Here is a 23,678-nt window from a genome sequence, read left to right as displayed (position 1 = left end):
GCTGTATCAGCAACAGACTGATGCAGCACTTCTTTGGGGTAAAGGAGTGATGATGGTTAAGACCTTTCGTATGACGCTGGCAGCAATCAGTCTGAGCAGTGTTATCACACCCGCTATCGCGGCGAATCCACCCGCTGCCGCACAGCTGGCTGAACAGCAGCAGATCGTTCGCCACATTAAAGATGAACCCGCTTCACTTGATCCGCTTAAAGCAGTGGGACTGCCGGAAATTCAGGTGATTCGCGATCTGTTTGAAGGCCTGACCAATCAGGATGCACAGGGCAAGATTGTGCCGGGCGTGGCACAGAGCTGGAGCAGTAACGACAATAAAACCTGGGTCTTCACCCTGCGCAATAACGCGCGCTGGTCAAACGGCGATCCGGTGACTGCGCAGGATTTTGTCTACAGCTGGCAGCGCCTGGTCGATCCAAAAAACAGTTCACCCTTTGCCTGGTTCGCGGGCTTAAGCGGCATTGAAAATGCGGCAGCGATTACCAAAGGCGAAATGACGCCCGATAAGCTGGGTGTGATCGCTCAGGGTAAAACGCAGCTGAAAGTGACGCTGGATCGTCCGGTGCCGTGGTTCCCGGCGCTGGTGGCTAACGTGGCGCTCTTCCCGGTTCCTCAGAAGACGATTGCGCAGGAGGGCGACAGCTGGACGTCACCCGGCAAACTGGTGGGCAACGGTGCCTATCAGCTCAGCGAGCGGGTGGTAAATGAAAAAATCGTCCTGATCCGTAATCCGGACTACTGGGATGATGCACATTCGGTGCTGACAAAAGTGACCTTTGTCCCGATCAATGAAGAGTCGAGCGCCACCAAGCGCTATCGCGCGAATGATGTCGATATCACCGAATCCTTCCCTAAGAATATGTATGCGATGCTGAAAAAAACGTTGCCGGGAGAGGTCTACACACCTGACCAGTTAGGTACCTATTATTATGCCTTTAATACGCAGAAGGGACCGACTGCCGATGTGCGGGTTCGTAAAGCGCTGTCATGGTCTATTGACCGTAAAGTCATTGCTGAAAAAGTGCTGGGCACCGGTGAGAAGCCGGCGTGGCACTTAACGCCAGATGTGACAGCAGGCTTTAAGCCGTTGCCCACTTTCATGCAGCAGCACGATCAGAACACCCTGAACGCGCAGGCGAAAGCACTGCTGACATCAGCCGGATATGGCCCTGGCAAGCCATTGAAACTCAAGTTGCTCTACAACACCTCTGAAAGCCATCAGAAGATTGCGATAGCCGTGGCCTCAATGTGGAAAAAGAACCTCGGGGTGGATGTCACGCTGGAGAATCAGGAGTGGAAAACCTATATCGACAGCCGTAATAGCGGGAACTTTGATGTAATCCGTGCTTCGTGGGTGGGTGACTACAATGAGCCCTCTACCTTCCTGAATCTGCTGACCTCAGGCAACAGCAGTAATATTTCGCGTTTCAGCAACGCGGATTATGATGCGGTCATCGCCAAAGCCAGCAAAGAGACCAATGACCAGGCGCGCAACAGCGACTACAACCGGGCGGAGCAGATCCTGGCTGAACAGACACCCATTGCCCCTATCTATCAGTACACCAATGGCCGACTGATTAAACCCTGGGTCAAAGGCTATCCCATCACCAATCCTGAAGACGTCGCCTACAGCCGTGAACTCTGGATTGAAAAGCACTAAGCCTGTCATGGCCGGTTTTCCGGCCATCGGCTGACATCTTTCTACACAGCCCGGAGATTGCAACTCAACGCCGTCACGCTAGACTGTATCGTATTGATTTCAGTAGAGAGGGGACGGTGTGGACGTTATTGAAGGAAAAGCATTACAGGTTTCAGATGCCATCATTTCCTGCCAGCTGGATGGCAAGGGTGGGATGATCCCGATTGCTGAAGATGAAGTCATCCAGTGTGAGCAGCCCTGCTGGCTGCATCTCAACTATACCCATCGCAAGAGCGCCGAATGGCTGCAGTCAACGCCACAAATCCCCGATACGGTGCGTGACGCCTTAGCAGGCGACAGCATGCGTCCTCGCGTCAGCCGACTGGGCGACGGGTTTATGATCGTACTGCGCAGCGTCAACCACAATAGCGATGCACGTCGCGACCAGCTGGTGGTCATGCGGGTCTTTATCAACGATAAGCTCATCGTCTCGACCCGGCGGCGCAAAGTCTCTGCCGTCGATGAAGTGCTCACCGATTTGCAAAACGGCAATGGCCCGATTGACTGCGGCAGCTGGCTGGTGGATGTCTGTGATGCGCTGACCGATCACACCAGCGAATTTATCGAAGAGTTACATGACAAAATCATTGAGCTGGAAGATGCGCTGCTTGATCAGCGGATGCCCGCGCGCGGCGAGCTGGGCCTGCTGCGCAAGCAACTGATTGTGATGCGACGTTATATGGCACCTCAGCGCGATGTCTATGCCAGGCTGGCCAGTGAAAAACTGGCCTGGATGGATGATAGCGAACGCCGCCGGATGCAGGAAATTGCCGACCGTCTGGGACGCGGGCTGGACGATCTGGATGCAGGCGTGGCGCGCACCGCGATTCTGGCTGATGAGGTCGCCTCTGCGATGGCGGAATCGATGAACCGCCGCACCTATACCATGTCACTGATGGCGATGATCTTTCTGCCCGCCACGTTCCTGACCGGCCTGTTTGGCGTCAACCTTGGCGGCATTCCGGGCGGTGAATGGAAATATGGGTTTTCAATCTTCTGTCTGCTGCTGGTGGCGCTGGCAGTAGGGGTGGCGGGCTATCTGCGTAAACGGCGCTGGCTCTGATGCGCCAAAGGGTAATGCGGTAATGCCGATATAGGGGCTGAAAATCCCGTTAAGCGAGCAAAAGCTGATCGACATCAAGAACCCGTTGCCGCAGCTGACGCAAACTCTCTCCCGCAGGTGAATGCAACGTCAAGCGATGGGCGTTGCGCTCCATATTGTCTTACTTCCATATTTAGAATTATTGCATAGCACATTTAATTCGAAACATGCCGGCCAGTGTGCCGGCTTTTTTTTGTCTGCCTGGCTGTAACGCCGTTCCTTATCTAAGCTTAAACTCCATTCGCAAGAAAAGGAGTACGGCATGAGCGCGATTCTTAACAGCGAGCCGATCCCCACGGATCCAATCCCGATTCCTGAACCCATTCCCCAGCCGCAACCGCAGCCTGATCCACCAACCGATCCGGAATTTCCGCCGATAATGGATCCTCCGCCTCATCGAAACATATAAAAAAGGGCGTGCTGCCTGCAGCACGCCCTTAAACTTTCCCGCACTTATTTAATCTGTAGTACATCCAGACGCGCGCTGATATCGGGTGCATCGTCTTCATCAACCCGCCAGCCCACAGGCTGTGCTGGCAGCGTTTGCCGGTCAAAGGCGAGATCGCCGCCATCAACGACGGCATCGCCATGTTTGATGCCTTTAAAATCGAACAGACTGACATCGGCCAGGTGCGACGGCACCACGTTTTGCATCGCGCTGAACATGGTTTCGATACGGCCAGGATAGCGCTTATCCCAGTCACGCAGCATATCGGCTACCACCTGACGCTGCAGGTTCGGCTGAGAACCGCAAAGGTTGCACGGAATAATCGGGAACTGACGTGCTTCGGAGAAACGAATGATATCTTTCTCACGGCAGTAGGCCAGTGGACGGATCACAATCTGCTTGCCATCGTCGCTCATCAGTTTTGGCGGCATGCCTTTCAGTTTTCCACCGTAGAACATGTTCAGGAACAGCGTCTGCAGGATGTCATCGCGATGGTGGCCCAGCGCAATTTTTGTGCAACCGAGTTCTGTCGCGACACGATAGAGAATGCCACGGCGCAGGCGCGAGCAGAGTGAGCAGGTCGTTTTGCCTTCCGGAACCTTATCTTTGACGATGGAGTAGGTATCTTCTTCGACAATCCGGTACTCAACACCCTGTGACTCAAGATATTGCGGCAGGATATGCTCAGGGAAGCCCGGCTGTTTTTGGTCCAGGTTGACGGCAATCAGGCTGAAGTTTACCGGTGCGCTTTTTTGCAGACTGCGCAAAATTTCCAGCATGGTGTAGCTGTCTTTTCCGCCCGACAGGCAGACCATGATGCGGTCGCCTTCTTCAATCATATTAAAATCTGCAATGGCTTCGCCGACATTACGACGCAAACGCTTCTGCAGTTTATTCAGGTTGTACTGTTCTTTCTTGTCAACCGTTTGATTATCTTGCATTTTTACCTATCTCAAAAACCAGAAAGCGTCGCTAAAGGGCCTATTGATGCGCGCGCCCAGCCGGTCACTTCACTGTGATGTCACGAATATGCAGCGTATGGTACGGATTGTTGCCGCGAATGCCAGTACTGGAGTGAAGTAATCAGCGGATAATCGCCGTCAGAGTCACAGGCCGCTTTCCCGTCAGGACGATGATTGCCGGAATGCGGTACTGCGAAAGAGCGCAAGCTAAGAGGGCGGGTTTTGCTTCGTCGTGAGCAAACCGGCGGGCTGAGGTAACACGGAAAGCGATCAGCTGCGCGATGTCAGCTGACGGGCACATCTTTCCACTGACAATCAATTTCATCACTGTGCGTTGAACAGGATGGCGGTGATGACGGGTAAGCATCAGTCCGCGCATGCTCTCTTTTTACTGCACAACCTGCGGTCATAAAAATGACAGAGATAATTAAGAAAATTTTCATCAGTACTACCGGATTAATAAAAAGCACAACATGCGCTGCTATAACTCAATCAGGCCTAAATGCATTCCGGATTGTATCGGTCTGATTTGATGCACATCAAAAGAAATGTTTTCATTAAATTCACAGTGAGTCGGATATTAATCGCTGCTTTCATTTTTCAGGTGATAATCTTAAAAACAGGCTCTGTTGAATGTGCGTTGACCCGTCGGGTTTATAATAATAAATTCAGACGTACTGACGTGTTGTGTATCTCATTAAAAACGATAGTTTTATAATTCCTGTGGCGCGCAATAAAAAATGACTTTCCAGTAAAATCAGGGATGTTCATGACATCCGATAAGCAGACTGCGTGAGCGCGGTCGTTTACATTTATGCTTATATGCGTTTACACAGACTCTCTTACATTGACCTGTAGGTTCGCACCTTTCGTCAATACAGACTGTCTGTGAAGCCGTTTAATGTCGGGCTATCTATGTGAAAAAAAATGAATCAATATTTAATGTCTATGAGGCATCCCGATAAAAATCGCAAAATAAAAAAGTACGGCATCAGATTTATTATGACATTGATACTCTTCTTACTTTGCTATGTTGCGGTTATGTATTGTGGCGTTCTGCTGCTGGTCAACCGGCATGGTTTACTCCATTTTTTGCTGCACTGAATTCAGCCGCAGGCCTGAAAAATCCAGCGATAAGCATGATGTAAAAAATGCCTGAGTACTTCCAGAATATCTTCCGCACCTTCTCCAGCAAGACATTGTCCGGTCTCCAGCGCATTATTAACCGAGTTCCGATGATCCAGGATCATCATGATTGTCACAGCACCCGCGCCCGCAATCAGCGTAAAAATCAGCACCATTAATGAAGGCTGGTAATTTTTTCGCGCGGCAGCAGGCAGGGTATCTTGAGAATGGTCAGAGTTTTGGCGCATTGGTCCCCGGGAAAAATTATTACATGGATAAACAATAACGGATTATGCCATTAATTACCGGCTCGCTCTATGTCTCAGGTCAGGCTGTGGCTTCTTTGGTTTGCGGGCAGAGGGATTCGGATGGGGGAGGGCAGAAGGCGCTGGCTGCTACTAATCGCCTTCTGCGATGTCCGGATGCCTGCAGGAAGATATCTGGTCTGAGGCCTATTTCCGGCGGGATTACATCATTTCCAGCGACTGAACACCCTTGATCTCCATAACCTTGTCATAAAGGTGCGCATCATTTGATTTGCGTGAAAGCGTCACCTGAACACTCAGTTCGCACAGACCGCTCTCTTCATCACGATTAATGACCGTCACATTGCCGTAGCGAATGCCTTCGCGCTGCATCACCAGCAGCACCAGCGGCACGCTTTTAGGCTTAAGGAAAACCAGCAGCGTATGGTGTTTGCCGATTAAAACATGGCTCAGACGGCGGAACACCTCCAGCACCACCAGCGCCAGCACCGTGCCATAAATGCCGATCTCATACATGCCGCTGCCGATTACCAGACCAATCGCCGCCGTAACCCATAATCCCGCAGCGGTGGTTAAGCCTTTCACCACCTGCTTCTGAATCATGATAGTGCCCGCGCCAAGAAAGCCCATGCCGCTAACCACCTGAGCGGCAATACGGCTGGGATCAAGGGCCACATGGTCGCTGCTGAGCATGTCGGCGAAGCCATATTTCGACACCAGCATGAACATGGCACTGCCGATTCCGACCAGAATATGAGTACGCAATCCCGCTTCTTTAGCCCGCATCTGCCGCTCCAGACCAATCAGGCCGCCGAGAATGCCGGCAAGGGCGATGCGAATTAACATATCCATTAACATGGCTTTACTCCGAAATAAAAGGGGCCGCAAAAGGGTGACAGTTCAGCGATGGCAGGTAAACAAGATAATTCTGCTTGCAAATGACGCCGGAGAATTTTGTAAAAAGCTGTTTCACCTCTCGACCCCTTGTGCCGCCTGACATATGCTGAGCCAGCCTATTACACCCATTCCCGGAGTCCGACTGATGAAAGCAGCCACCTTTTTGCTGGCCGGTGCCGCGCTATTACTCTCTGCCTGCAGCAGCAACAGTGATGATAACGAGCCACCACAACAAGCCACCGCCGCCCATATCCAGCCACGGGTGGTGATGTCTTCCCTGGCAGAAAGCACCTGTTCGAATGCGGGTGGAACGCTGGCCTTCTCGCATCAGCTGGATGGATCGCGTGTGGGAATGTGTCAGTTAGTGAATGGCCGTCGCTGTGATGAGCAGGCGTTAATTGGCGGAAATTGCGCGCGCTGATGAACAGGCCGGATTGCTCCGGCCCGCATAGCTATACAGAGAATAATCAGGCAGAGAGTCGGTTCGGACACTCCTCACCACGGTCGAGCTGGCTGAGATTACTCAGCGTCGTTTCAGAAATGGCGGTCAGCGCTTCGGCGGTTAAAAACGCCTGATGGCCGGTGAACAACACGTTATGGCACGCCGACAGACGGCGGAATACATCGTCCTGAATCACATCATTCGACTTATCTTCAAAGAACAGGTCGCGTTCATTCTCGTAAACATCCATGCCGAGCGCGCCGATCTTCTGCTGTTTCAGCGCGTCAATCGCCGCCTGTGAATCAATCAGACCACCGCGACTGGTGTTGATAATCATCACGCCATCGCGCATCTGTTTAAACGCGTCAGCGTTAAGCAGATGATGATTCTCTGGCGTCAGCGGGCAGTGCAGCGTAATGACGTGGGATTCAGCAAACAGCGTTTTCAGATCGACATACTCCGCGCCCAGCTCCAGTGCCTGCTCGCTGGGGTAAGGGTCAAATGCCAGCAGCCGCATACCAAATCCTTTCAGAATGCGCATCGTCGCAATCCCGATTTTACCGGTGCCGATAACGCCCGCAGTTTTGTTGTGCATGTTAAAACCGGTCAGGCCATCGAGCGAAAAGTTTGCATCACGGGTACGCTGATATGCACGATGAATACGGCGGTTCAGGGTCATCATCAGGCCGATCGCGTGTTCAGCCACCGCTTCCGGTGAGTAGGCCGGAACCCGGACGACTTCCAGACCCAGCTCTTTCGCGGCAGCCAGATCGACATTATTGAAACCGGCACAGCGCAGCGCGATGTATTTCACACCCAGCCCAGCCAGCTCTTCCAGCACCGGGCGACTCCCGTCATCGTTTACGAAGATGCAGACGGCATCGCAACCCACAGCAGTTTTGGCCGTGCTTTCAGAGAGTAAAAAGTCAAAAAACACCAGTTCAAAACCGAACTGCTGATTAACCTGCTCAAGGTATTTCTGATCGTAATGTTTGGTGCTGTAAACCGCGATCTTCATCGTTATGCTCCTGCAGAGTGATAAACCAAGGATAACGTTTTCTGACTGACTTTGCTGAAACAGCTGATTTGCGCCTGGTGCAGGCCTTCACCTCTGGCAGATTACATGCCATCATTCCTGTCAGGATACTGTAAGGAAAAGGATTATGGCTTTTATGCCACGGATTTTCCGGCGACGGCTGGCGGCTATTCTGGCGCTGATTCTGCTGCTGCTGGGCCTGATGTTGACTGTGACGCAATGGCTGCCACGGCTGGCCGGCATCTGGCTGCCTGACGGGACGCGCATTGCGCTGTCAGGCGCGCCGCGCTGGCGGAACGGTGGACTGTGGTTGCCTCAGATTCGTTATCTCGCCGGTGATTGCTCGCTGGCCACCATAACGGCGGTGTCACTGGGCTGGCATCAGTCGCGCTGGAAACTCAATGCGGAAGCGCTGACGCTGGATAGTGACTGCCTGCAAAAACTACCGGCCAGTAACAGTACGGCTGCGCCTAAAACGCTGGCCGAATGGCAGGCAATGCTGCCTGGCACCGACGTTCATCTGGGCAAACTGATTGTCGCGCCCTGGCAGACTTATGCGGGCGCGCTGGATCTCACGCTGGAAAAAGATCGCCAGCAACTCAATTACCGCGGCGATAATCTGCAGCTGGCGGCCACGCTGACCGGTCAGCAGCTCGCTATCCGTGACCTGACGCTCACCCATCCTGCACTGCCTGAACCCATCACGCTGAGTGGTCATCTGACGTTACCCACTTTTGCTACAGATCTGCCGGTAAACGGTGAGGTGGCCGGGCAACTGGCGCTGGACGCGCTGCCACATCCGCTGCAGCTGACGCTCAACTGGCAGCAGCAGCAGGGCGAGCTGCGGGTAGCAATGGCGGAAGAGAGCAGGCCGCTTCTCCGGTTACCGTGGCAGATCAGCCGCGAGCAGATTCGGATTGAAAAGGGCGAATACTTCTGGCCACTGGCGGACCAGCCCTTGTCTGGGTTTGTTAACCTGACGCTGGATAACTGGCAGTTGGGCCTTGAAGGCAGCCAGATTACGGGTCGCGTTAACCTACTGACGCAGGGACGCGGCGGCAAGGGCAACGTGGTGCTGGGCGTCGGTCCCGGTAACCTTAGCCTGACCAACAGCAACCTGCCGTTTCAGCTGACCGGTGAAAGCAAACTGGCCGATCTGCAACTTTACGGCTCGATTCCGGGTGTGCTTGGGGGTTCGCTGCTCGATCCTCAACTGGTGCTGCAACCTAAATCGCTGCTGCGTCTGCGTGGCCGGCTGCTGTCAACGCTGGAAGTGGATGAGGCGCGCTGGCCGCTGGCGGGTGTGCGTCTCTCCTCACAGGGCATAGATGGTCGCCTGCAGGCGATTCTCAACGCACACGATGCCAGTTTTGGCCGCTTCCGGCTACATCTCGATGGCCGCGCCACAGATTTCTGGCCCGATAAGGGTGAATGGAACTGGCGCTACTGGGGCGGAGGCGAGATGCTGCCGCTGCAGGCTCGCTGGGATGTTAAAGGAACCGGCGGCTGGCATGACACACTGATCCAGCTTGATACTCTGTCTGCCGGCTTTAATCAGCTGGCCTACGGCAGCGTCAACATAGCAAAACCGCGTCTGACGCTGACTGAGCCGGTAAACTGGCAGCGTGATGCGGCACATCCTTCTTTTAATGGTCATTTCAGACTGCAGGCGGGACCGACCCGCTTCACTTATGGCGGCCGTCTGGCTGACTCAGTGCTCGACTTTGAAGCTAAAGGCCGGGATCCTGGCTATTTCCTCTGGCGGGGCGAGTTAAAAGCGGGCAAGGTTGGCCCGCTGCGGGTGAATGGTCGCTGGGATGGCGAACGATTACGCGGCCAGGCCTGGTGGCCAGCTCAGTCGCTGACGGTATTTCAGCCGCTGATCAGCCCCGACATGAAAATGCAGATTCAGGGCGGCAGTCTGCAGGCACAGATCGCTTTTTCCGCCGCCAGCGATCAGGGCTTCCAGGCTGGGGGCCACTGGACGGTTAAGCAGGGCAGCGTCTGGACGCCGGACAGCCAGGTAAACGGTATCGACTTCTCGCTGCCGTTCAGATTCCACGAGCAGCAGTGGCAGTTTGGTCAGCATGGCCCGGTTTCACTGCGCATTGCCGAGGTGAAGAACCAGTTTGCGATGCAGAATATTCGCGCCGACCTGCAGGGGAACTGGCCATGGTCTGAACAGGCGCCGCTGACGCTGCAGGATGTCAGCCTGGATCTGCTGGGCGGACAAATCTCGCTGCCCTCCCTGCGTATGCCGCAGCATGAACCCGCGCGGGTGTCGCTGCGTCAAATCAGCCTCAGCGAGCTGGTGACGGCACTGAAGCCGAAACAGTTCGCCATGTCGGGCAAGGTTAACGGCGAGCTGCCGCTGTGGCTCAATAATCCACGCTGGCTGGTGGAGAAGGGATGGATTGCCAACAGCGGCCCGCTGACCTTCCGGCTGGATAAAGATATGGCGGATGCCATTACCCGCAACAACGTAGCGACCGGCGCGGCGCTGGACTGGTTACGCTATATGGAGGTCTCCCGCAGCTGGGCCACGATCAATCTGGATAACCTCGGCGACCTTACTATGGAAGCACAGGTGCAGGGCGTCAGCCAGTTCAGTAACCGTCGGCAGACGGTCAATCTCAATTATCATCATCAGGAAAACCTTTTTCAGCTCTGGCGCAGCCTGCGCTTCGGCGATAATTTGCAATCCTGGTTAGAGCAACATGCGACTTTGCCATCGAACAAGGACAATTCACCATGAGCCTGAGGCCATTACTGGTTCTGGCAGCCGGACTGCTGAGCATTGGCTGCGTGCCGCGCATCGAAGTCACGGCACCCAAAGATCCCATCACCATTAATATGAACGTAAGAATCGAGCATGAGATTCACATCAAAGTCGACAAGGATGTGGAAGCGTTACTGAAAAACCAGAGCGGTCTGTTCTGAGGAGAGCAACGATGAAACGCATAAGTGCGGCGCTGTTACTCGCTCTGGCGATGGCGCAGCCTGCCTGGGCACTGACGCTCAATGAAGCGCGGCAAGCGGGTCTGGCAGGCGAAACGCTCTCAGGTTATCTGGCGGCACGGTCACAGGACAGTGAAACGCTGGCGCTGGTGCAGCGTATCAACGCCGGACGTAAACAGGAGTATCAGCGACTGGCAGAGCAGAATAATCTCTCCACGGCTGATATCGCCAGTATTGCCGGACAGAAGCTGGTGGGCCGAGCGGCCGCGGGGGAATATGTGCGCGGCATTAACGGTCAGTGGCTGAGAAAGGAAGCAGGCAGCGGCCAGTGACAGGCGAAAAAAAAACCGGGCGCATGGCCCGGTTTCCAGTGTCATCCTGAGATGACTGAGACTTATGCGGTCACGATCTGCTTAATTGTGTCTTTTGCTTCAGCGGTCGCTTTGCTGGCCACTTCCGGGCCGTACGCGATGCCTTCAGCAAACACGAACTCAACGTCAGTGATGCCGATGAAGCCCAGGAACAGCTTAACGTAAGGGGTCAGCAGGTCAGTTGGGGTATCTTTGTGAATGCCGCCACGGCTGGAGATCACCACAGCCTTTTTGCCTTTAACCAGACCTTCCGGGCCTGCTTCGGTGTAGCGGAACGTCACGCCAGCACGCGCAATCAGGTCGAAGTAGTTTTTCAGCTGGGTTGGAATGTTGAAGTTGTACATTGGCGCGGCAATCACCACTTCATCATGAGCCTGCAGTTCTGCAATCAGTTCATCGGACAGATCCAGTGCTTCCTGCTGACGGGGTGACAGCGGCGTTTCGGATGGGCGCATTGCACCGACTAACTCACCATCCAGAACCGGAATCGGGCTAGCGGCCAGATCACGTACAGTGACGTCTTTACCCTGTGCCTTTGCCTGTTCGATGTAGAAGTCAGCGAGCTGGCTTGATTGTGAGTAGCCTGCAAGGATGCTTGATTTCAGAACTAAAACTTTGCTCATGGTGGTTTCCTGTCTGTTACGCGGAAGACTTTCCGCTCAATGGTTTACACTCTACGGTTATCGATGGCGCGGTGAAAGCGCAATATTTCGAGACCCATGTTCGAATTTATTGAATAAGCGTAACCGGGGCGAGCCGCCGGAACGGTTCAGAATGTGCTATGATGCGCACAATTATATTTATTGAATCAGCTGGTTATCCCGGCTTGCAGGGCGCTGCTTCAGGCAGCGACACCGTCTGAGTAAGGTTGTCACTATTATGTCATCTCCCGATACTTCCCCACTGGCAGCGCTCTGGCCACGGCTCGACGGTGTCATGCTGCGCGATCGCCAGCGTCTGCAGCGCCGCTTGCAGGGTGCCAGAAAAGCTAAAAATCCCGAGGCACAGCAGGGCATTGCCCGCGAGCTGGAGCAGGAATTTATTGCTGCTGAACAGCGCGTGGCCCAGCGCCGCGCGGCAACGCCAGCCATAACCTTCCCGGACAATCTGCCGGTCAGTCAGAAGCAGCAGGATATTGCGGCGGCGATTCGCGACAATCAGGTGGTGATTGTTGCGGGTGAAACCGGTTCAGGTAAAACCACGCAGCTGCCGAAAATCTGTCTGGCGTTGGGACGCGGTATCACCGGGTTAATTGGTCATACGCAGCCGCGTCGTCTGGCTGCGCGCACTGTGGCGAATCGCATTGCTGATGAGCTCAGTACCTCACTGGGCGGCTGTGTCGGCTATAAGGTGCGGTTTAACGACCAGGTCAGCGACCTGACGCAGATTAAACTGATGACCGACGGTATCCTGCTGGCGGAGATCCAGCAGGATCGCCTGCTGATGCAATATGACACCATCATCATTGATGAGGCGCACGAGCGCAGCCTGAATATCGATTTCCTGCTCGGTTATCTGCGTGAGCTGCTGCCGCGCCGCCCCGATCTGAAAGTGATTATTACCTCGGCGACCATCGATCCGCAGCGCTTCTCGCGGCACTTCAACAACGCGCCGGTGATTGAAGTTTCCGGCCGGACTTACCCGGTCGAAGTGCGCTACCGGCCGGTGGTTGAAGAAGCGGATGATGGCGATCGCGATCAGCTGCAGGCGATATTTGATGCGGTGGATGAGCTGGGACGCGAGAGTCGCGGCGATATTCTGATTTTCATGAGCGGTGAGCGCGAAATCCGCGACACCGCCGATGCGCTGAACAAACGCGACCTGCCGCACACCGAAGTGCTGCCGCTCTATGCGCGACTGTCGAACGCCGAACAGAACCGGGTATTTCAGTCGCACAGTGGCCGTCGCATCGTGCTGGCGACCAACGTGGCGGAAACTTCACTGACGGTGCCTGGGATCAAATATGTTATCGATCCAGGCACGGCACGTATCAGTCGCTACAGCTTCCGCACCAAGGTGCAGCGCCTGCCGATTGAGCCGATATCGCAGGCCTCCGCCAACCAGCGAAAAGGGCGTTGCGGCCGTGTTTCAGACGGTATCTGTATTCGTCTCTACTCGGAAGATGACTTCCTGAGCCGTCCGGCCTTTACCGATCCGGAAATCCTGCGTACCAACCTGGCGTCGGTGATCCTGCAGATGACCTCGCTGGGACTCGGCGATATCGCTGCTTTCCCGTTTGTGGAAGCACCCGATAAGCGCAACATTCAGGATGGCGTCCGCCTGCTGGAAGAGCTGGGTGCGCTGACCCTGAATGAGGAGAGCGGACACTACAAACTCACCGGCTCCGGTCGTCAGCTGGCACAGTTGCCGGTCGATCCGCGTCTGGCACGAATGGTGCTGGAAGCGCAGAAATTTGGCTGCGTGCGTGAAGTGATGATCATCACCGCCGGTCTGTCGATTCAGGACCCGCGCGAGCGCCCGGCAGAGAAAAAGCAGGCGTCCGATGAGAAGCACCGGCGCTTTGCCGACAAAGACTCCGACTTCCTCGCCTATGTGAACCTCTGGAACTACCTGGCGGAGCAGCAGAAAGCCCTGTCGGGCAACCTTTTCCGCCGCCAGTGCAAAAGCGACTTCCTGAACTATCTGCGCGTACGGGAATGGCAGGATATTTATACCCAGCTGCGGCAGGTGGTGCGAGAACTGGGCATTCCGGTTAACAGCGAACCGGCTGAGCTGCAGCCCGTTCACTGCGCGCTGCTTAGCGGTCTGCTGTCGCACATCGGCCAGAAGGACACCGACAAGCAGGAGTACACCGGCGCACGCAATACCCGCTTCTCGATTTTCCCGGGTTCCGGGCTGTTTAAGAAGCCGCCGAAGTGGGCCATGGTGGCAGAACTGGTTGAAACCAGCCGCCTTTGGGGCCGCACGGCGGGTCGGATTGAGCCAGAGTGGATTGAGCCGCTGGCGCAGCACCTGATCAAGCGCAGCTACAGTGAACCGCACTGGGAGAAATCGCAGGGCGCGGTAATGGCTGCCGAGAAGGTTACGCTCTATGGCCTGCCGATTGTGGCCGCCCGCAAGGTGAACTATGGCAGCATTGATCCCACTCTGAGCCGTGAGCTGTTTATCCGTCACGCGCTGGTGGAGGGCGACTGGCAGACGCGTCACGCCTTCTTCCGTGCTAACCAGAAGCTGCGCAGTGAAGTCGAAGATCTGGAACACAAATCCCGCCGTCGCGATATTCTGGTGGATGACGAAACGCTGTTTGCTTTTTATGACCAGCGCATTGGCAAAGAGGTTGTCTCAGCGAAGCATTTCGACAGCTGGTGGAAAAAGGCCAGCCGTGAAAACGCGGAGCTGCTGAACTTTGACAAACAGATGCTGATCAAAGAGGGCGCGGATAAGGTCAGCCAGCTTGATTACCCTAACTTCTGGCATCAGGGCAACCTTAAACTGAAGCTGAGTTACCAGTTCGAGCCGGGTGCCGATGCGGATGGCGTGACGGTACATATTCCGCTGCCGCTGCTGAATCAGATTGAAGATAGCGGTTTTGAATGGCAGATCCCCGGGGTACGCCGTGAGCTGATCATCGCGCTGATTAAGTCACTGCCCAAGCCGCTGCGCCGCAACCTGGTGCCGGCACCCAACTACGCCGAGGCGTTCCTGGGACGCGTCAACGCAATGGAGATGCCGCTTCCCGATGCGCTGTCCCGTGAGTTTCGCCGCATGACCGGCGTCACGCTGGAGCGGGAAAACTGGCAGTGGGAACAGGTGCCCGATCATCTGAAAATGACCTTCCGGGTGGTAGATGAACACAACCGTAAACTGCTGGAAGGTAAAGATCTCACCGCGCTCAAGGCACAGCTGAAAGGCAAGGTGCAGGAGACGCTGTCAAAAGTGGCAGATGACGGGCTGGAGCAGAGCGGTCTGCATATCTGGAGCTTTGGTGAACTGCCGCGCAGCTACGAACAGAAGCGCGGTAGCTATCAGGTCAAAGCCTGGCCTGCGCTGGTCGATGAGAAAGAGAGCGTCGCCATTCGCCTGTTTGACAGCGAGCAGGAGCAGCAGAAAATGATGTGGCGCGGTCAGCGTCGTCTGCTGCTACTGAATGTGCCGTCACCGGTTAAATATCTGCACGAGAAGTTGCCGAACAAAGCCAAGCTCGGACTTTACTTCAACCCTTATGGCAAAGTGCTGGAGCTGATTGATGACTGCATCGCCTGTGGCATCGACAAACTGATGGGTGAAGCGGGCGGTCCGGCCTGGGATCAAACCTCGTTTGAGCAGTTGCGTGACAAAGTTAGCGGCGAACTCAATGAGACCGTCGTGACCATTGCGAAGCAGGTTGAGCAGATCCTGACGGCCGTCTTCAACATCAATAAGCGTCTCAAAGGCCGGGTCGATATGACGATGGCGCTGGCGTTGTCCGACATCAAGGCGCAACTAAGTGGTCTGGTTTATCGCGGCTTTGTCACCGGCAACGGCTGGCAGCGACTGGCGGATACGCTGCGTTACCTGCATGGCATTGAGCGGCGGCTGGAAAAACTGCCTGCCGATCCACACAGCGATCGCGCGCGCATGTTAAAAGTGCAGGCAGTGGAACAGGCGTATCAGGCGTGGCGCAACAAATTGCCGCCGCAGCGTCAGGATGATGAAGAGGTGAAGAACATTCGCTGGATGATTGAGGAGCTGCGTATCAGCTACTTTGCTCAGCAACTGGGTACGCCGTATCCCATCTCAGAGAAGCGAATTCTGCAGACAATGGAGCAGATAGCAGGGTAAAAGCCAGGATGCGCGCCGTAACAGGCGCGCATCCTATGAAGGGTAAGAAAGATTACTGCGCGAGAGATTCCAGCTTATCTTTAAATGAGGTGACCGAAATCGCACGGTTATCAGCCAGATAGCGATCTTTGGCTGCCGGCGCAGAGCTTTGTACCGCGATTAACTGCCAGCCTTTATCACTTTTGAGCAGCAGCGGTGATCCACTGTCACCCGGCAGGGTGTCACACTGATGCGATAGTACGGCGCGCTGCGCCCAGCCGGTAATCAGGCAATCACTGTGAGAGTAGAGCGTATCCAGATGATCGGCCGGATAGCCTGCCTGCGTCACTTTGCGTCCGGTCAGCTTCAGTGCCGCAGTAAGATCGTTGCGTGAGCCATCGAACAATGGAATCGGCGTAATCGCGGAGGGCGGATTGCGTAAAATCACGATGCCATAATCATAGGGCGCAGCACTGCTCGGCACGATCCAGCCTTCACCATCCGCTTTTAATTTTGACGCCAGCGAGGGTTCAACCCGCGCATCAATATCATGAAGTTCGTAGCGCCAGCCTTTATCACTGGCCATAAATCGCAGCGCAACCGGCTTATCGAAATTACCCGGCGGGGAGAGCAGACAGTGTCCGGCCGTCAGCGCCAGATGCGGAGAGATGAGCGTGGCAGTACAGAGGTTGCCGCTTTCGGTTTCCAGCTGACCAATGGCATCCCAGGGGGCAGCGGTAATATCGGTGATTGCCTGGCGATGATCCTTGCCGAAGAACAGCATCTTAATTTCAGCAGGAGTAGGCGAGTCATCGTCATCATCGGCGTGAACCGTGGTGGCAAAGCTGAAGAGTCCAACCATTAACAGGGTAGCCAGGCGCATAGAAATCTCAATGGCGAGAAAATTAACGTTATTGTTATTACGTAAGTACGGTAACTATAGTCGGTGAGCGTTGAAAAAGGGAGTTTTATTGGTTAATCAGTACGCTACAGCGGCTAAATAAAAAAGCTGGCTGCAACAATGCCACACAGGATCATAACAAGCAGAATAATTTCGAAGCGATAGCGACGCACTATTTCATCCACTCTCGTCATTTCATCCACTCCAGTAAAGAAACACCCGGCAGAACCGGGTGTTTTTAATTATCATCTCGTGGCCGTGCGCTGAAGGCGACCTTAGTTTTTAGCTGCTGGTTTCACAACTTTTTTGTGGTGAACTTTTTTAGCGGCCTGAGCTTTCTGAGCAGGTTTTACCACTTTTTTGTGATGAACTTTCTTAGCAGCCTGGGCTTTCTGAGCCGCTGGCTGAGTTACTTTTTTGTGGTGAACTTTTTTAGCAGCCTGGGCTTTCTGAGCGGCTGGTTTAGTTGCTTTTTTGTGGTGAACTTTTTTAGCGGCCTGCGCTTTCTGTGCAGCAGGTTTTACCGCTTTCTTGTGGTGCACTTTTTTAGCAGCCTGCGCTTTCTGCGCGGCATCTTTTTTCACTGCTTTTTTGTGGTGTTTCTTAGCAGCCTGGGCTTTCTGAGCTGCTTTATGGTGTTTCTTGTGCGCAGTTTTGTGAACGGTTTTAGCCGGTGCTGCAGCGGTAGTAGTAGTTGTTGCGGCTGGCGCAGCAGCTGGAGCAGCTGTGGTGTCAGCAGCGAAAGCAACAGAAGACATACCCATAGCAGCGGCGACAACCAGTGCAAATAATTTTTTCATTGCAAATCCCTCGGAGACTATTTTTTCATGTGTAGCCCACTGCGGGGCCGGTGAAGAGACTATAGGGAAATCAATGAACGGTGTCCGTGGGTGTTTGGTATCGGCGTGTAACCGATTGTACAAAGGTGGGAAAGGGCGATCAGCAGACCGCCCGGAAGCTTAGCTATTCAGGTAGCGTTGTTCAAGATGCTGGCGGAAGAAAGCCGGATTCAGGGCTTCGCCGGTGGCATTGATCAGCAGCTGGTCGGTGGAGAAACGGCTGCCGTGCTGCCAGATGTTCTGTTGCAGCCAGTCAAATACCGGCTGCAGTTCACCGTGCTGAATCAGCTCACTGAGCTGAGGAATGGCGTTCTGTACCGACCGGAACAGCTGTGCGGCATACATCGCGCCAAGCGTATAGGTCGGGAAGTAACCAAATGCGCCGTCGGTCCAGTGGATATCCTGCATACAGCCATCGCGGTAATTACCGCGTGTATCCAGCCCCAGCGACTGCATCATCTTCTCATCCCATAACGCCGGGATGTCCTCAACCTCAATCTCGCCTTCAATCAGCGCCTGCTCGATTTCATAGCGCAGAATGACATGCGCCGGGTAGCTCAGCTCATCGGCGTCAACCCGGATCAGGCCTGGTTTCACCTGCTGAGTCAGGCGCACGAAATTATCCGCCTGCAGGGCGGGCTGATCGCCAAAGGTCGCGATCACCTGCGGCAGAATGCGCTGCAGGAATTCGCGGCTGCGACCCAGCTGCATCTCCATAAACAGGCTTTGTGATTCATGAATAGCCGTGGAGCGCGCCAGCGCCACCGGCTGACCGCGCCACTGCTGCGGCAGATTCTGCTCATAGCGGGCATGACCGGTTTCGTGAATCACGCCCATCATGGCGCTGAGAAACTCATTCTCGTTGTAACGGGTGGTGATGCGTACATCTTCCGGGACGCCGCCACAGAAGGGATGCGCACTGATGTCGAGGCGGCCATGGTTAAAGTCGAAACCCAGCGTCTCCATAATGCTCAGACCGAGCTGACGCTGCGCTGGAACGGCGAACGGCCCCTGCGGCGTGATAAATGGCTGCTGTGCCTGTTTTTCCACAACCTGCTGCAGCAAAGCGGGCAGCCAGGTTTTCAGCTCGCCAAAGGTTTCATCCAGTCGGGCGCGTGTCATACCCGGCTCATAGAGATCCAGCAGCGCATCGTAACGCGAACAGCCACTGGCGTCAGCGCGACGCTGTGCCTCTTCGCGGCTCAGCCGTACGACTTCTTTGAGGTTGGCGGCAAAGCCCTGCCAGTCGTTAGCGGGACGCTGAGTGCGCCACGCATGTTCACATACTGAACCGGCGATCGATTTGGCTTCCACAAAATCATCAGGAAGCAGGGTGGCCTGCTGATAGGCGCGCTGCATCTCGTTGAGATTGGCCCGCTCGACATCGTTCAGGGACTGCTGCTCAGCAGCCTTTAGCCACTCACCGACCTGCGGGGCGGTCAGGATCTGGTGCTGCAACACGCTCATTTCGGCCAGTGCTTCACCACGCGCCTGACTACCGCCTGGCGGCATGGTGGTTTGCATGTCACAGCCAGCGATAGCCGTGACGTGACTGAAACGGGAAAGGCGCTGGAAGGTTTTGGTCAGTTGTTGATACGCTGAGGTCACGTAAGACTCCTTGTGGATTTTAACGCAGCGGAATTTCCCGCAAGGTTAGATCAACCGGCCAGCAAAAGCGAACGCTGGCACCGCCCAGCGGGCTGGACTCAATGGTTACGTTGCCGCTCAGCGCCTGGGCAATGGAGTGAACAATGGCCAGGCCCAGTCCGCAGCCGCCTGTGGCGCGATCGCGGCTGGGATCAAGCCGGACAAAGGGTTCGAAAACCCGTTCACGTTCGTCGGGCGGAATGCCCGGACCGTCATCTTCCACCTGCAGACACCCGACCGGACCGTCGAACCATAAACTGACGCGCAGCCGCTGCTGCGCATAGCGCAGCGCGTTGTTCACCAGGTTATCCAGCACCCGCTCCATGAGTCGGGTGTCAGAAACACCGATGTTTTCACGCTGCGGCAGGTCAAGGTCAAGTCGTATGTCCGGATTAATGGTGCGGAAATCGTCCAGCCGCTCACTCAGCCAACTGGCCAGATCCAGCGATTTCAGATTCAGATCGACGCGCGGCCGATCAAGACGTGCATAGGTCAGCAGCTCCTCAATCAGGCTTTCAAGCTGGCCGATGTCGCGGTTCAGCGCCACCCGTTCACCATCCGTCAGGTTATCGCTCATCTCCAGCCGGTAGCGAAGCCGCACCAGCGGCGTTCGCAGCTCATGGGCAATACCGTCAATCAGCTGCTTCTTACTGGCGACCAGCGTGTTGATGTTCTCGGCCATCTGATTAAAGGCGATGCCCAGCCGGAACAGGCTGGAGGTGCTGTCGAAATGGGTGCGCACATCCAGCTCGCCCCGGCCAAAGCGCTGTGCCGCTTTTTCCAGGCGCTGCATCTCCTGCCAGTGCGGACGCAGCCAGATAAATACCGGCAGCGCCAGCGACATGCCAATAAACACCAGCAGAGCAATATCCAGCAGTCGCATCTGGTGCAGATAAAAGAGATAGGGAATCGGCCCCACCGATAAGACATAGTGGCTGCGCGGAATATGCTGCAGAAAGGTGTATTGATCGTCGAGTGCGACAATCTCTCCGGCGTGCAACCGGCGCATATTGCTTTCATCAAGCTGATATTTGCTCATCGGCTCAATGTGCAGGTCAAACGACAGGCCGAGATCGAGACTCTTGATGGTTTTGTTCCAGTCACGCGGCGGGATCTCACGCAGTTCGCTGCGGATCAGGTAGAGCGAGCTGGCCATCAGGTCATTCATTGACTGCCGGCCCGCGCGCTCAGCGGTGAACTTATAGACCAGACCCACCAGCAGCGCCATGACCAGAAAGCAGACAAACAGCAGCAGATAGAACTGAATAAAGAGCTTTCTCATAATTCGCGGGTATCCCAGGCCTGGGGGGCGAACAGATAGCCTTTATTGCGGATGGTTTTAATGCGGAACGGCTCGGTAGCGCTGTCGTGGAGCTTTTTACGCAGGCGGGAGATGGCCACGTCGATGCTGCGGTCCAGGCCGTCATAACTGACGCCGCGCAATGTTTTCAGCAGTGCATCCCGGTTAAGCGTCTGACCCGCATGGCTGGCGAGAACCCACAGCAGATCGAAATCCGCAGTGGAGAGGGCGATCTGCTCGTCAAACAGCGTCACCTGACGGTTCAGGGCATCAATGGTCAGCGAGCCAAAACGCAGCATACGATTCGCGGCAGGCGCAGCAGGCGCATCTTCCGGCTGCCCATGCTGGGACTGGCGCAGATGCAGGCGCAGGCGGGCCAGCAGCACAGCGGGTGGTGTGGTTTTCAGGATGTAATCCTGCGCACCCATCTCCAGAGCCAGAATATGGTTCATGTCGCTGTCCAGTGAGGTAAGCAACACGATCGGTCCCTGCCAGTTGGCCCGCAGGTCGCGACAGATGGTCATGCCATCTTTGCCCGGCAACATGATATCCAGCATCACCAGGTCGGGTTGCTGTTCGGCAATAACCGCTTCAGCACGGTCGCCACGTGTCTCAACAATGACTTCAATATCGTGACGGCCAAGATAGGCCGCAATCAGTGAACCCACTTCGGGTTCATCTTCTACATAAACAATTTTGTTCATAGTTCACAGGGCAGAGTCAGGGATGGATGAAAGCATATCTTTTCCTGGTCCTGAGCTCTACGCTATCGCACGAAATATCCAGGGCTTGCTGGTATATATCCGGCAAAATGTGCAATCATTAGCGCGGCCTTTTTGCGCCAGGTTTGGGATATTGATGATTACCATGAGGAGCGTTAGTGTGTCTGATAAAGAGCTGGCATCAGCCATATACCCCGACCGCATCTGCTTCAATTACAGTGACTTTCTTTCCGCTTCCTGCAAAAAGCGCTGGAGCTTCGTCGATGCTATTTATGGTGTGATGCCGATATTTGGCATGGTGACACGTAAATCGGCAAACCGTTTACAGGGCAGTGACGACCCGTTAAAAGAATTAGCATTACAAATCATTTCTACTCAGGTCAGCGACGAAATTAACATCGCGCGCCTGATTACTCTCGCAGAACAGCAGCAGATTAGTCGCTTTGATATCCAGCTCCCTTATCCACTTTCGGCGGAGCAGCTGGACGCCATCCACTACGAATATGCGAAGCCGCTGAATCTCACACAGCAGGATGACCTGCTGTGCGTATCCATTCCAGTGCAGTCACACTGAAAACCCTTTCGGGCAGGCTTTACGTCGTCAGCTCCCATACGGCGGGCAATGTCGCGGCAATCAGCAGTCCCATCGCAATCCGCTCCAGCGAGGTCAGCGCAATATCGGCGCGGCCGCCGCGTCGTGCAAACAGGAACAGCAGCAGGCCTGGCGTGTAGAGCACCACTGACATCATCAGGTGCATGGGTCCCGAGGCGTACAACAGCCAGATGCCATACACGCTGGCACCCACACCGATCGCCATCGCCAGCGGCTTATGCTGTCCGTGCACCACTTTGATCAGATATAACCCCACCAGCAGATAGGGTACCAGAATCATCTCCGAGGCGATGGTCAGCAGGTTGTTGTAGTCAGCACCGGTCAGGGCAATCAGGATCAGGCAGAGCTGAATACTGCCGTTGGTCAGCCACAGCGAGGCGGCTGGCGCGTTATGGCGGTTCTGCCGGGCGATACTGCGGGGAAAGGCGCCCTGTTGCGCGGCAATCAGCGGCACTTCCGCGGCCATAATCGTCCAGCTCAGATAGGCCCCGCACACGGAGACAATCAGACCCACCGCAATCACCGCATCGCCCCAGTTACCCATCAGTCGGGTCATTAATCCGGCCATTGAAGGATTACGCATCTCAGCCAGTTCAGCACGCGGCACCACGCCCAGCGACAGCAGCGTGACCAGCAGATAGACCAGCAGCGCAGCCAGCACGGCAAATAAGGTTGCACGGCCCACATCCTTTTTCTGGCGAGCACGGGCAGAGACGACCACCGCACCTTCGACCCCGATAAAGACCCATAGGGTGATCAGCATGGTCTGCTTAACCTGCTCCCAGAGCGGTTTTCCCAGCGTGACGCCGGAAAAATCGAAGCGGAAACGATCATAGTTGAACGCCATCACCGCCAGTACAATAAACAGCAGCAGCGGCACCAGTTTGCCCAGCGTCGCCATCAGATTGATGCTGGCCGCGGTCTGCACGCCGCGCAGCACCAGCCAGTGAACCAGCCACAGCAGCACAGATGCACCCAGCATCGCCTGCCAGGTGTTGCCATCACCAAAGATAATCCGGTCAGGCGTATCGGTGAAGAAGCTCAGGGCAGAGAAGACAATCACCAGATAGGAGACGTTGGCGATCACCGCGCATAGCCAGTAGCCCCAGGCGGAACAGAACCCCATCAGTTCGCCGAACCCGGCGCGGGCGTAGGTAAAGATGCCGCCGTCCAGCTCGGGCTTAAGGCGGGTCAGCAGTAGCATCGCCAGCGACAGAAAGATAATGCCGACACCGGTAATCAGCCACCCCAGCAACAGCGCCGCCGGGCCAGCCACTGCGGCCATGTTTTGCGGCAGACTGAACACGCCTGCACCCAGCATTGAGCTGAGCACCAGCGCCGTCAGCGCACCGAGACCTAATTTTTTCTCCAAAACAACCTTCCCGCTAGCATATATGGCTGGGTAAACCGGATTTCATCACTGAGTTATCGCAGCGCAGCGGCAAAATACAGAGACAATATCCGGTAAAACAGGCGGAGGATTTTACGGAGAGTGGCAGGGGATGGCAATGCGTGACTATGCAAAACAGCGCAGTAATTATGCAAACAGCAGGGCGGCGGGTACCGCCCTGAAGGGA

At 55.2% G+C, this 23,678-nt stretch carries 22 protein-coding genes; 9 read left to right on the top strand and 13 right to left on the bottom strand.

Annotated elements, in window-relative coordinates:
* Positions 1–52 precede the first annotated feature (52 nt).
* The 3 genes from AC6I8E_RS09780 to ynaL all read left to right on the top strand — a co-directional run bounded on the left by AC6I8E_RS09780 (position 53) and on the right by ynaL (position 3,222).
* Positions 53–1,672: a peptide ABC transporter substrate-binding protein gene (locus AC6I8E_RS09780; RefSeq protein WP_497824700.1), complete on the top strand. Its 1,620-nt coding sequence runs from the start codon at positions 53–55 to the stop codon at positions 1,670–1,672.
* A 118-nt stretch (positions 1,673–1,790) separates the two neighbouring features.
* A complete protein-coding gene (gene zntB, locus AC6I8E_RS09775) occupies positions 1,791–2,774 on the top strand; it encodes a zinc transporter ZntB (protein WP_013357970.1) in 984 nt (327 codons plus the stop codon).
* Positions 2,775–3,075: 301 nt separating this feature from the next.
* Positions 3,076–3,222, top strand: coding sequence for a proline-rich small protein YnaL (gene ynaL, locus AC6I8E_RS09770; protein ID WP_010244632.1), 147 nt, complete (start codon positions 3,076–3,078; stop codon positions 3,220–3,222).
* 44 nt (positions 3,223–3,266) lie between these two features.
* Here ynaL and ttcA read toward each other — a convergent pair whose 3' ends face one another.
* The 4 genes from ttcA to AC6I8E_RS09750 form a co-directional block, all read right to left on the bottom strand.
* Positions 3,267–4,202: a tRNA 2-thiocytidine(32) synthetase TtcA gene (gene ttcA / locus AC6I8E_RS09765; RefSeq protein WP_013357969.1), complete on the bottom strand. Its 936-nt coding sequence runs from the start codon at positions 4,200–4,202 to the stop codon at positions 3,267–3,269.
* A gap of 142 nt (positions 4,203–4,344) precedes the next feature.
* Positions 4,345–4,602, bottom strand: a complete 258-nt coding sequence (locus tag AC6I8E_RS09760; RefSeq protein ID WP_497823930.1) for a hypothetical protein — start codon at positions 4,600–4,602, stop codon at positions 4,345–4,347.
* A gap of 727 nt (positions 4,603–5,329) precedes the next feature.
* Positions 5,330–5,596 carry a hypothetical protein gene (locus AC6I8E_RS09755; RefSeq protein ID WP_201251820.1) on the bottom strand — a complete coding sequence of 89 codons (267 nt, stop codon included), beginning with the start codon at positions 5,594–5,596 and terminating at the stop codon, positions 5,330–5,332.
* Positions 5,597–5,815: 219 nt separating this feature from the next.
* Positions 5,816–6,472, bottom strand: coding sequence for an MgtC/SapB family protein (locus AC6I8E_RS09750; RefSeq protein ID WP_013357964.1), 657 nt, complete (start codon positions 6,470–6,472; stop codon positions 5,816–5,818).
* Positions 6,473–6,656: 184 nt separating this feature from the next.
* On the opposite strand from AC6I8E_RS09750, the gene AC6I8E_RS09745 reads away from it, so the two are divergent.
* Positions 6,657–6,932 (top strand): putative hemolysin, encoded by a 276-nt coding sequence (locus tag AC6I8E_RS09745; protein WP_003853763.1) that lies wholly within the window; start codon positions 6,657–6,659, stop codon positions 6,930–6,932.
* A gap of 46 nt (positions 6,933–6,978) precedes the next feature.
* Here AC6I8E_RS09745 and AC6I8E_RS09740 read toward each other — a convergent pair whose 3' ends face one another.
* Positions 6,979–7,971, bottom strand: a complete 993-nt coding sequence (locus tag AC6I8E_RS09740) for a 2-hydroxyacid dehydrogenase (protein ID WP_147789181.1) — start codon at positions 7,969–7,971, stop codon at positions 6,979–6,981.
* 145 nt (positions 7,972–8,116) lie between these two features.
* On the opposite strand from AC6I8E_RS09740, the gene AC6I8E_RS09735 reads away from it, so the two are divergent.
* Genes AC6I8E_RS09735 through AC6I8E_RS09725 form a run of 3 tightly spaced genes read left to right on the top strand, consistent with a single transcriptional unit; the run spans position 8,117 to position 11,279 of the window.
* Positions 8,117–10,744 carry a YdbH family protein gene (locus tag AC6I8E_RS09735; RefSeq protein ID WP_497823929.1) on the top strand — a complete coding sequence of 876 codons (2,628 nt, stop codon included), beginning with the start codon at positions 8,117–8,119 and terminating at the stop codon, positions 10,742–10,744.
* Positions 10,741–10,929, top strand: coding sequence for a YnbE family lipoprotein (locus AC6I8E_RS09730; protein WP_013357961.1), 189 nt, complete (start codon positions 10,741–10,743; stop codon positions 10,927–10,929). The genes AC6I8E_RS09735 and AC6I8E_RS09730 overlap by 4 nt, the downstream gene beginning before the upstream one ends.
* Positions 10,930–10,940: 11 nt before the next feature.
* Positions 10,941–11,279: a YdbL family probable chaperone protein gene (locus tag AC6I8E_RS09725; RefSeq protein WP_013357960.1), complete on the top strand. Its 339-nt coding sequence runs from the start codon at positions 10,941–10,943 to the stop codon at positions 11,277–11,279.
* A gap of 62 nt (positions 11,280–11,341) precedes the next feature.
* Here AC6I8E_RS09725 and AC6I8E_RS09720 read toward each other — a convergent pair whose 3' ends face one another.
* Positions 11,342–11,941, bottom strand: a complete 600-nt coding sequence (locus tag AC6I8E_RS09720; RefSeq protein WP_497823928.1) for an FMN-dependent NADH-azoreductase — start codon at positions 11,939–11,941, stop codon at positions 11,342–11,344.
* 256 nt (positions 11,942–12,197) lie between these two features.
* On the opposite strand from AC6I8E_RS09720, the gene hrpA reads away from it, so the two are divergent.
* The gene (gene hrpA / locus AC6I8E_RS09715; RefSeq protein WP_497823927.1) at positions 12,198–16,100 is read left to right on the top strand and encodes an ATP-dependent RNA helicase HrpA; all 3,903 of its coding nucleotides are present in this window, start codon (positions 12,198–12,200) and stop codon (positions 16,098–16,100) included.
* A gap of 52 nt (positions 16,101–16,152) precedes the next feature.
* On the opposite strand, the gene AC6I8E_RS09710 is transcribed toward hrpA, so the two are convergent.
* The 6 genes from AC6I8E_RS09710 to rstA all read right to left on the bottom strand — a co-directional run bounded on the left by AC6I8E_RS09710 (position 16,153) and on the right by rstA (position 21,470).
* On the bottom strand, positions 16,153–16,962 hold the full coding sequence (locus tag AC6I8E_RS09710; protein ID WP_147789186.1) for a trypsin-like serine peptidase: 810 nt from the start codon (positions 16,960–16,962) through the stop codon (positions 16,153–16,155).
* A 113-nt stretch (positions 16,963–17,075) separates the two neighbouring features.
* A complete protein-coding gene (ydgU, locus tag AC6I8E_RS09705; protein WP_008925242.1) occupies positions 17,076–17,174 on the bottom strand; it encodes a small membrane protein YdgU in 99 nt (32 codons plus the stop codon).
* A gap of 81 nt (positions 17,175–17,255) precedes the next feature.
* Positions 17,256–17,780 carry an acid resistance repetitive basic protein Asr gene (gene asr, locus AC6I8E_RS09700; RefSeq protein ID WP_013357956.1) on the bottom strand — a complete coding sequence of 175 codons (525 nt, stop codon included), beginning with the start codon at positions 17,778–17,780 and terminating at the stop codon, positions 17,256–17,258.
* Positions 17,781–17,939: 159 nt separating this feature from the next.
* Entirely contained in the window at positions 17,940–19,427 is a 1,488-nt protein-coding gene (locus tag AC6I8E_RS09695) for a carboxypeptidase M32 (protein WP_095707149.1), read from the bottom strand.
* Between the two features lie 19 nt (positions 19,428–19,446).
* Positions 19,447–20,748, bottom strand: a complete 1,302-nt coding sequence (gene rstB, locus AC6I8E_RS09690; protein WP_107319770.1) for a two-component system sensor histidine kinase RstB — start codon at positions 20,746–20,748, stop codon at positions 19,447–19,449.
* Positions 20,745–21,470, bottom strand: a complete 726-nt coding sequence (gene rstA / locus AC6I8E_RS09685) for a two-component system response regulator RstA (RefSeq protein WP_013357953.1) — start codon at positions 21,468–21,470, stop codon at positions 20,745–20,747. Before rstA ends, rstB begins: the two co-directional genes overlap by 4 nt.
* Before the next feature lie 178 nt (positions 21,471–21,648).
* Here rstA and AC6I8E_RS09680 point away from each other — a divergent pair, with 178 nt between their 5' ends.
* Positions 21,649–22,062, top strand: a complete 414-nt coding sequence (locus AC6I8E_RS09680; protein ID WP_033783187.1) for a hypothetical protein — start codon at positions 21,649–21,651, stop codon at positions 22,060–22,062.
* A gap of 19 nt (positions 22,063–22,081) precedes the next feature.
* Here AC6I8E_RS09680 and AC6I8E_RS09675 read toward each other — a convergent pair whose 3' ends face one another.
* Positions 22,082–23,473: a basic amino acid/polyamine antiporter gene (locus AC6I8E_RS09675; RefSeq protein ID WP_201251814.1), complete on the bottom strand. Its 1,392-nt coding sequence runs from the start codon at positions 23,471–23,473 to the stop codon at positions 22,082–22,084.
* Positions 23,474–23,678: the final 205 nt, after the last annotated feature.

This window comes from Pantoea sp. X-Soil-YNGN-785 (assembly GCF_059730585.1).
The sequence above is the reverse complement of the archived record's forward strand: the minus strand, read 5'-3'. Positions and strand labels throughout refer to the sequence as shown.

Bases quoted from the DNA above. Each gene is read 5' to 3' on its own strand.
- AC6I8E_RS09725 (WP_013357960.1), top strand. From the start codon at position 10,941: ATGAAACGCATAAGTGCGGCGCTGTTACTCGCTCTGGCGATGGCGCAG.
- AC6I8E_RS09750 (WP_013357964.1), bottom strand. From the start codon at position 6,472: ATGTTAATGGATATGTTAATTCGCATCGCCCTTGCCGGCATTCTCGGC.
- ynaL (WP_010244632.1), top strand. From the start codon at position 3,076: ATGAGCGCGATTCTTAACAGCGAGCCGATCCCCACGGATCCAATCCCG.
- AC6I8E_RS09745 (WP_003853763.1), top strand. From the start codon at position 6,657: ATGAAAGCAGCCACCTTTTTGCTGGCCGGTGCCGCGCTATTACTCTCT.
- rstB (WP_107319770.1), bottom strand. From the start codon at position 20,748: ATGAGAAAGCTCTTTATTCAGTTCTATCTGCTGCTGTTTGTCTGCTTT.
- ydgU (WP_008925242.1), bottom strand. From the start codon at position 17,174: ATGACGAGAGTGGATGAAATAGTGCGTCGCTATCGCTTCGAAATTATT.
- ttcA (WP_013357969.1), bottom strand. From the start codon at position 4,202: ATGCAAGATAATCAAACGGTTGACAAGAAAGAACAGTACAACCTGAAT.
- asr (WP_013357956.1), bottom strand. From the start codon at position 17,780: ATGAAAAAATTATTTGCACTGGTTGTCGCCGCTGCTATGGGTATGTCT.
- rstA (WP_013357953.1), bottom strand. From the start codon at position 21,470: ATGAACAAAATTGTTTATGTAGAAGATGAACCCGAAGTGGGTTCACTG.
- AC6I8E_RS09720 (WP_497823928.1), bottom strand. From the start codon at position 11,941: ATGAGCAAAGTTTTAGTTCTGAAATCAAGCATCCTTGCAGGCTACTCA.
- hrpA (WP_497823927.1), top strand. From the start codon at position 12,198: ATGTCATCTCCCGATACTTCCCCACTGGCAGCGCTCTGGCCACGGCTC.
- AC6I8E_RS09780 (WP_497824700.1), top strand. From the start codon at position 53: ATGGTTAAGACCTTTCGTATGACGCTGGCAGCAATCAGTCTGAGCAGT.
- AC6I8E_RS09730 (WP_013357961.1), top strand. From the start codon at position 10,741: ATGAGCCTGAGGCCATTACTGGTTCTGGCAGCCGGACTGCTGAGCATT.
- AC6I8E_RS09710 (WP_147789186.1), bottom strand. From the start codon at position 16,962: ATGCGCCTGGCTACCCTGTTAATGGTTGGACTCTTCAGCTTTGCCACC.
- AC6I8E_RS09740 (WP_147789181.1), bottom strand. From the start codon at position 7,971: ATGAAGATCGCGGTTTACAGCACCAAACATTACGATCAGAAATACCTT.
- AC6I8E_RS09760 (WP_497823930.1), bottom strand. From the start codon at position 4,602: ATGCGCGGACTGATGCTTACCCGTCATCACCGCCATCCTGTTCAACGC.
- AC6I8E_RS09735 (WP_497823929.1), top strand. From the start codon at position 8,117: ATGGCTTTTATGCCACGGATTTTCCGGCGACGGCTGGCGGCTATTCTG.
- AC6I8E_RS09755 (WP_201251820.1), bottom strand. From the start codon at position 5,596: ATGCGCCAAAACTCTGACCATTCTCAAGATACCCTGCCTGCTGCCGCG.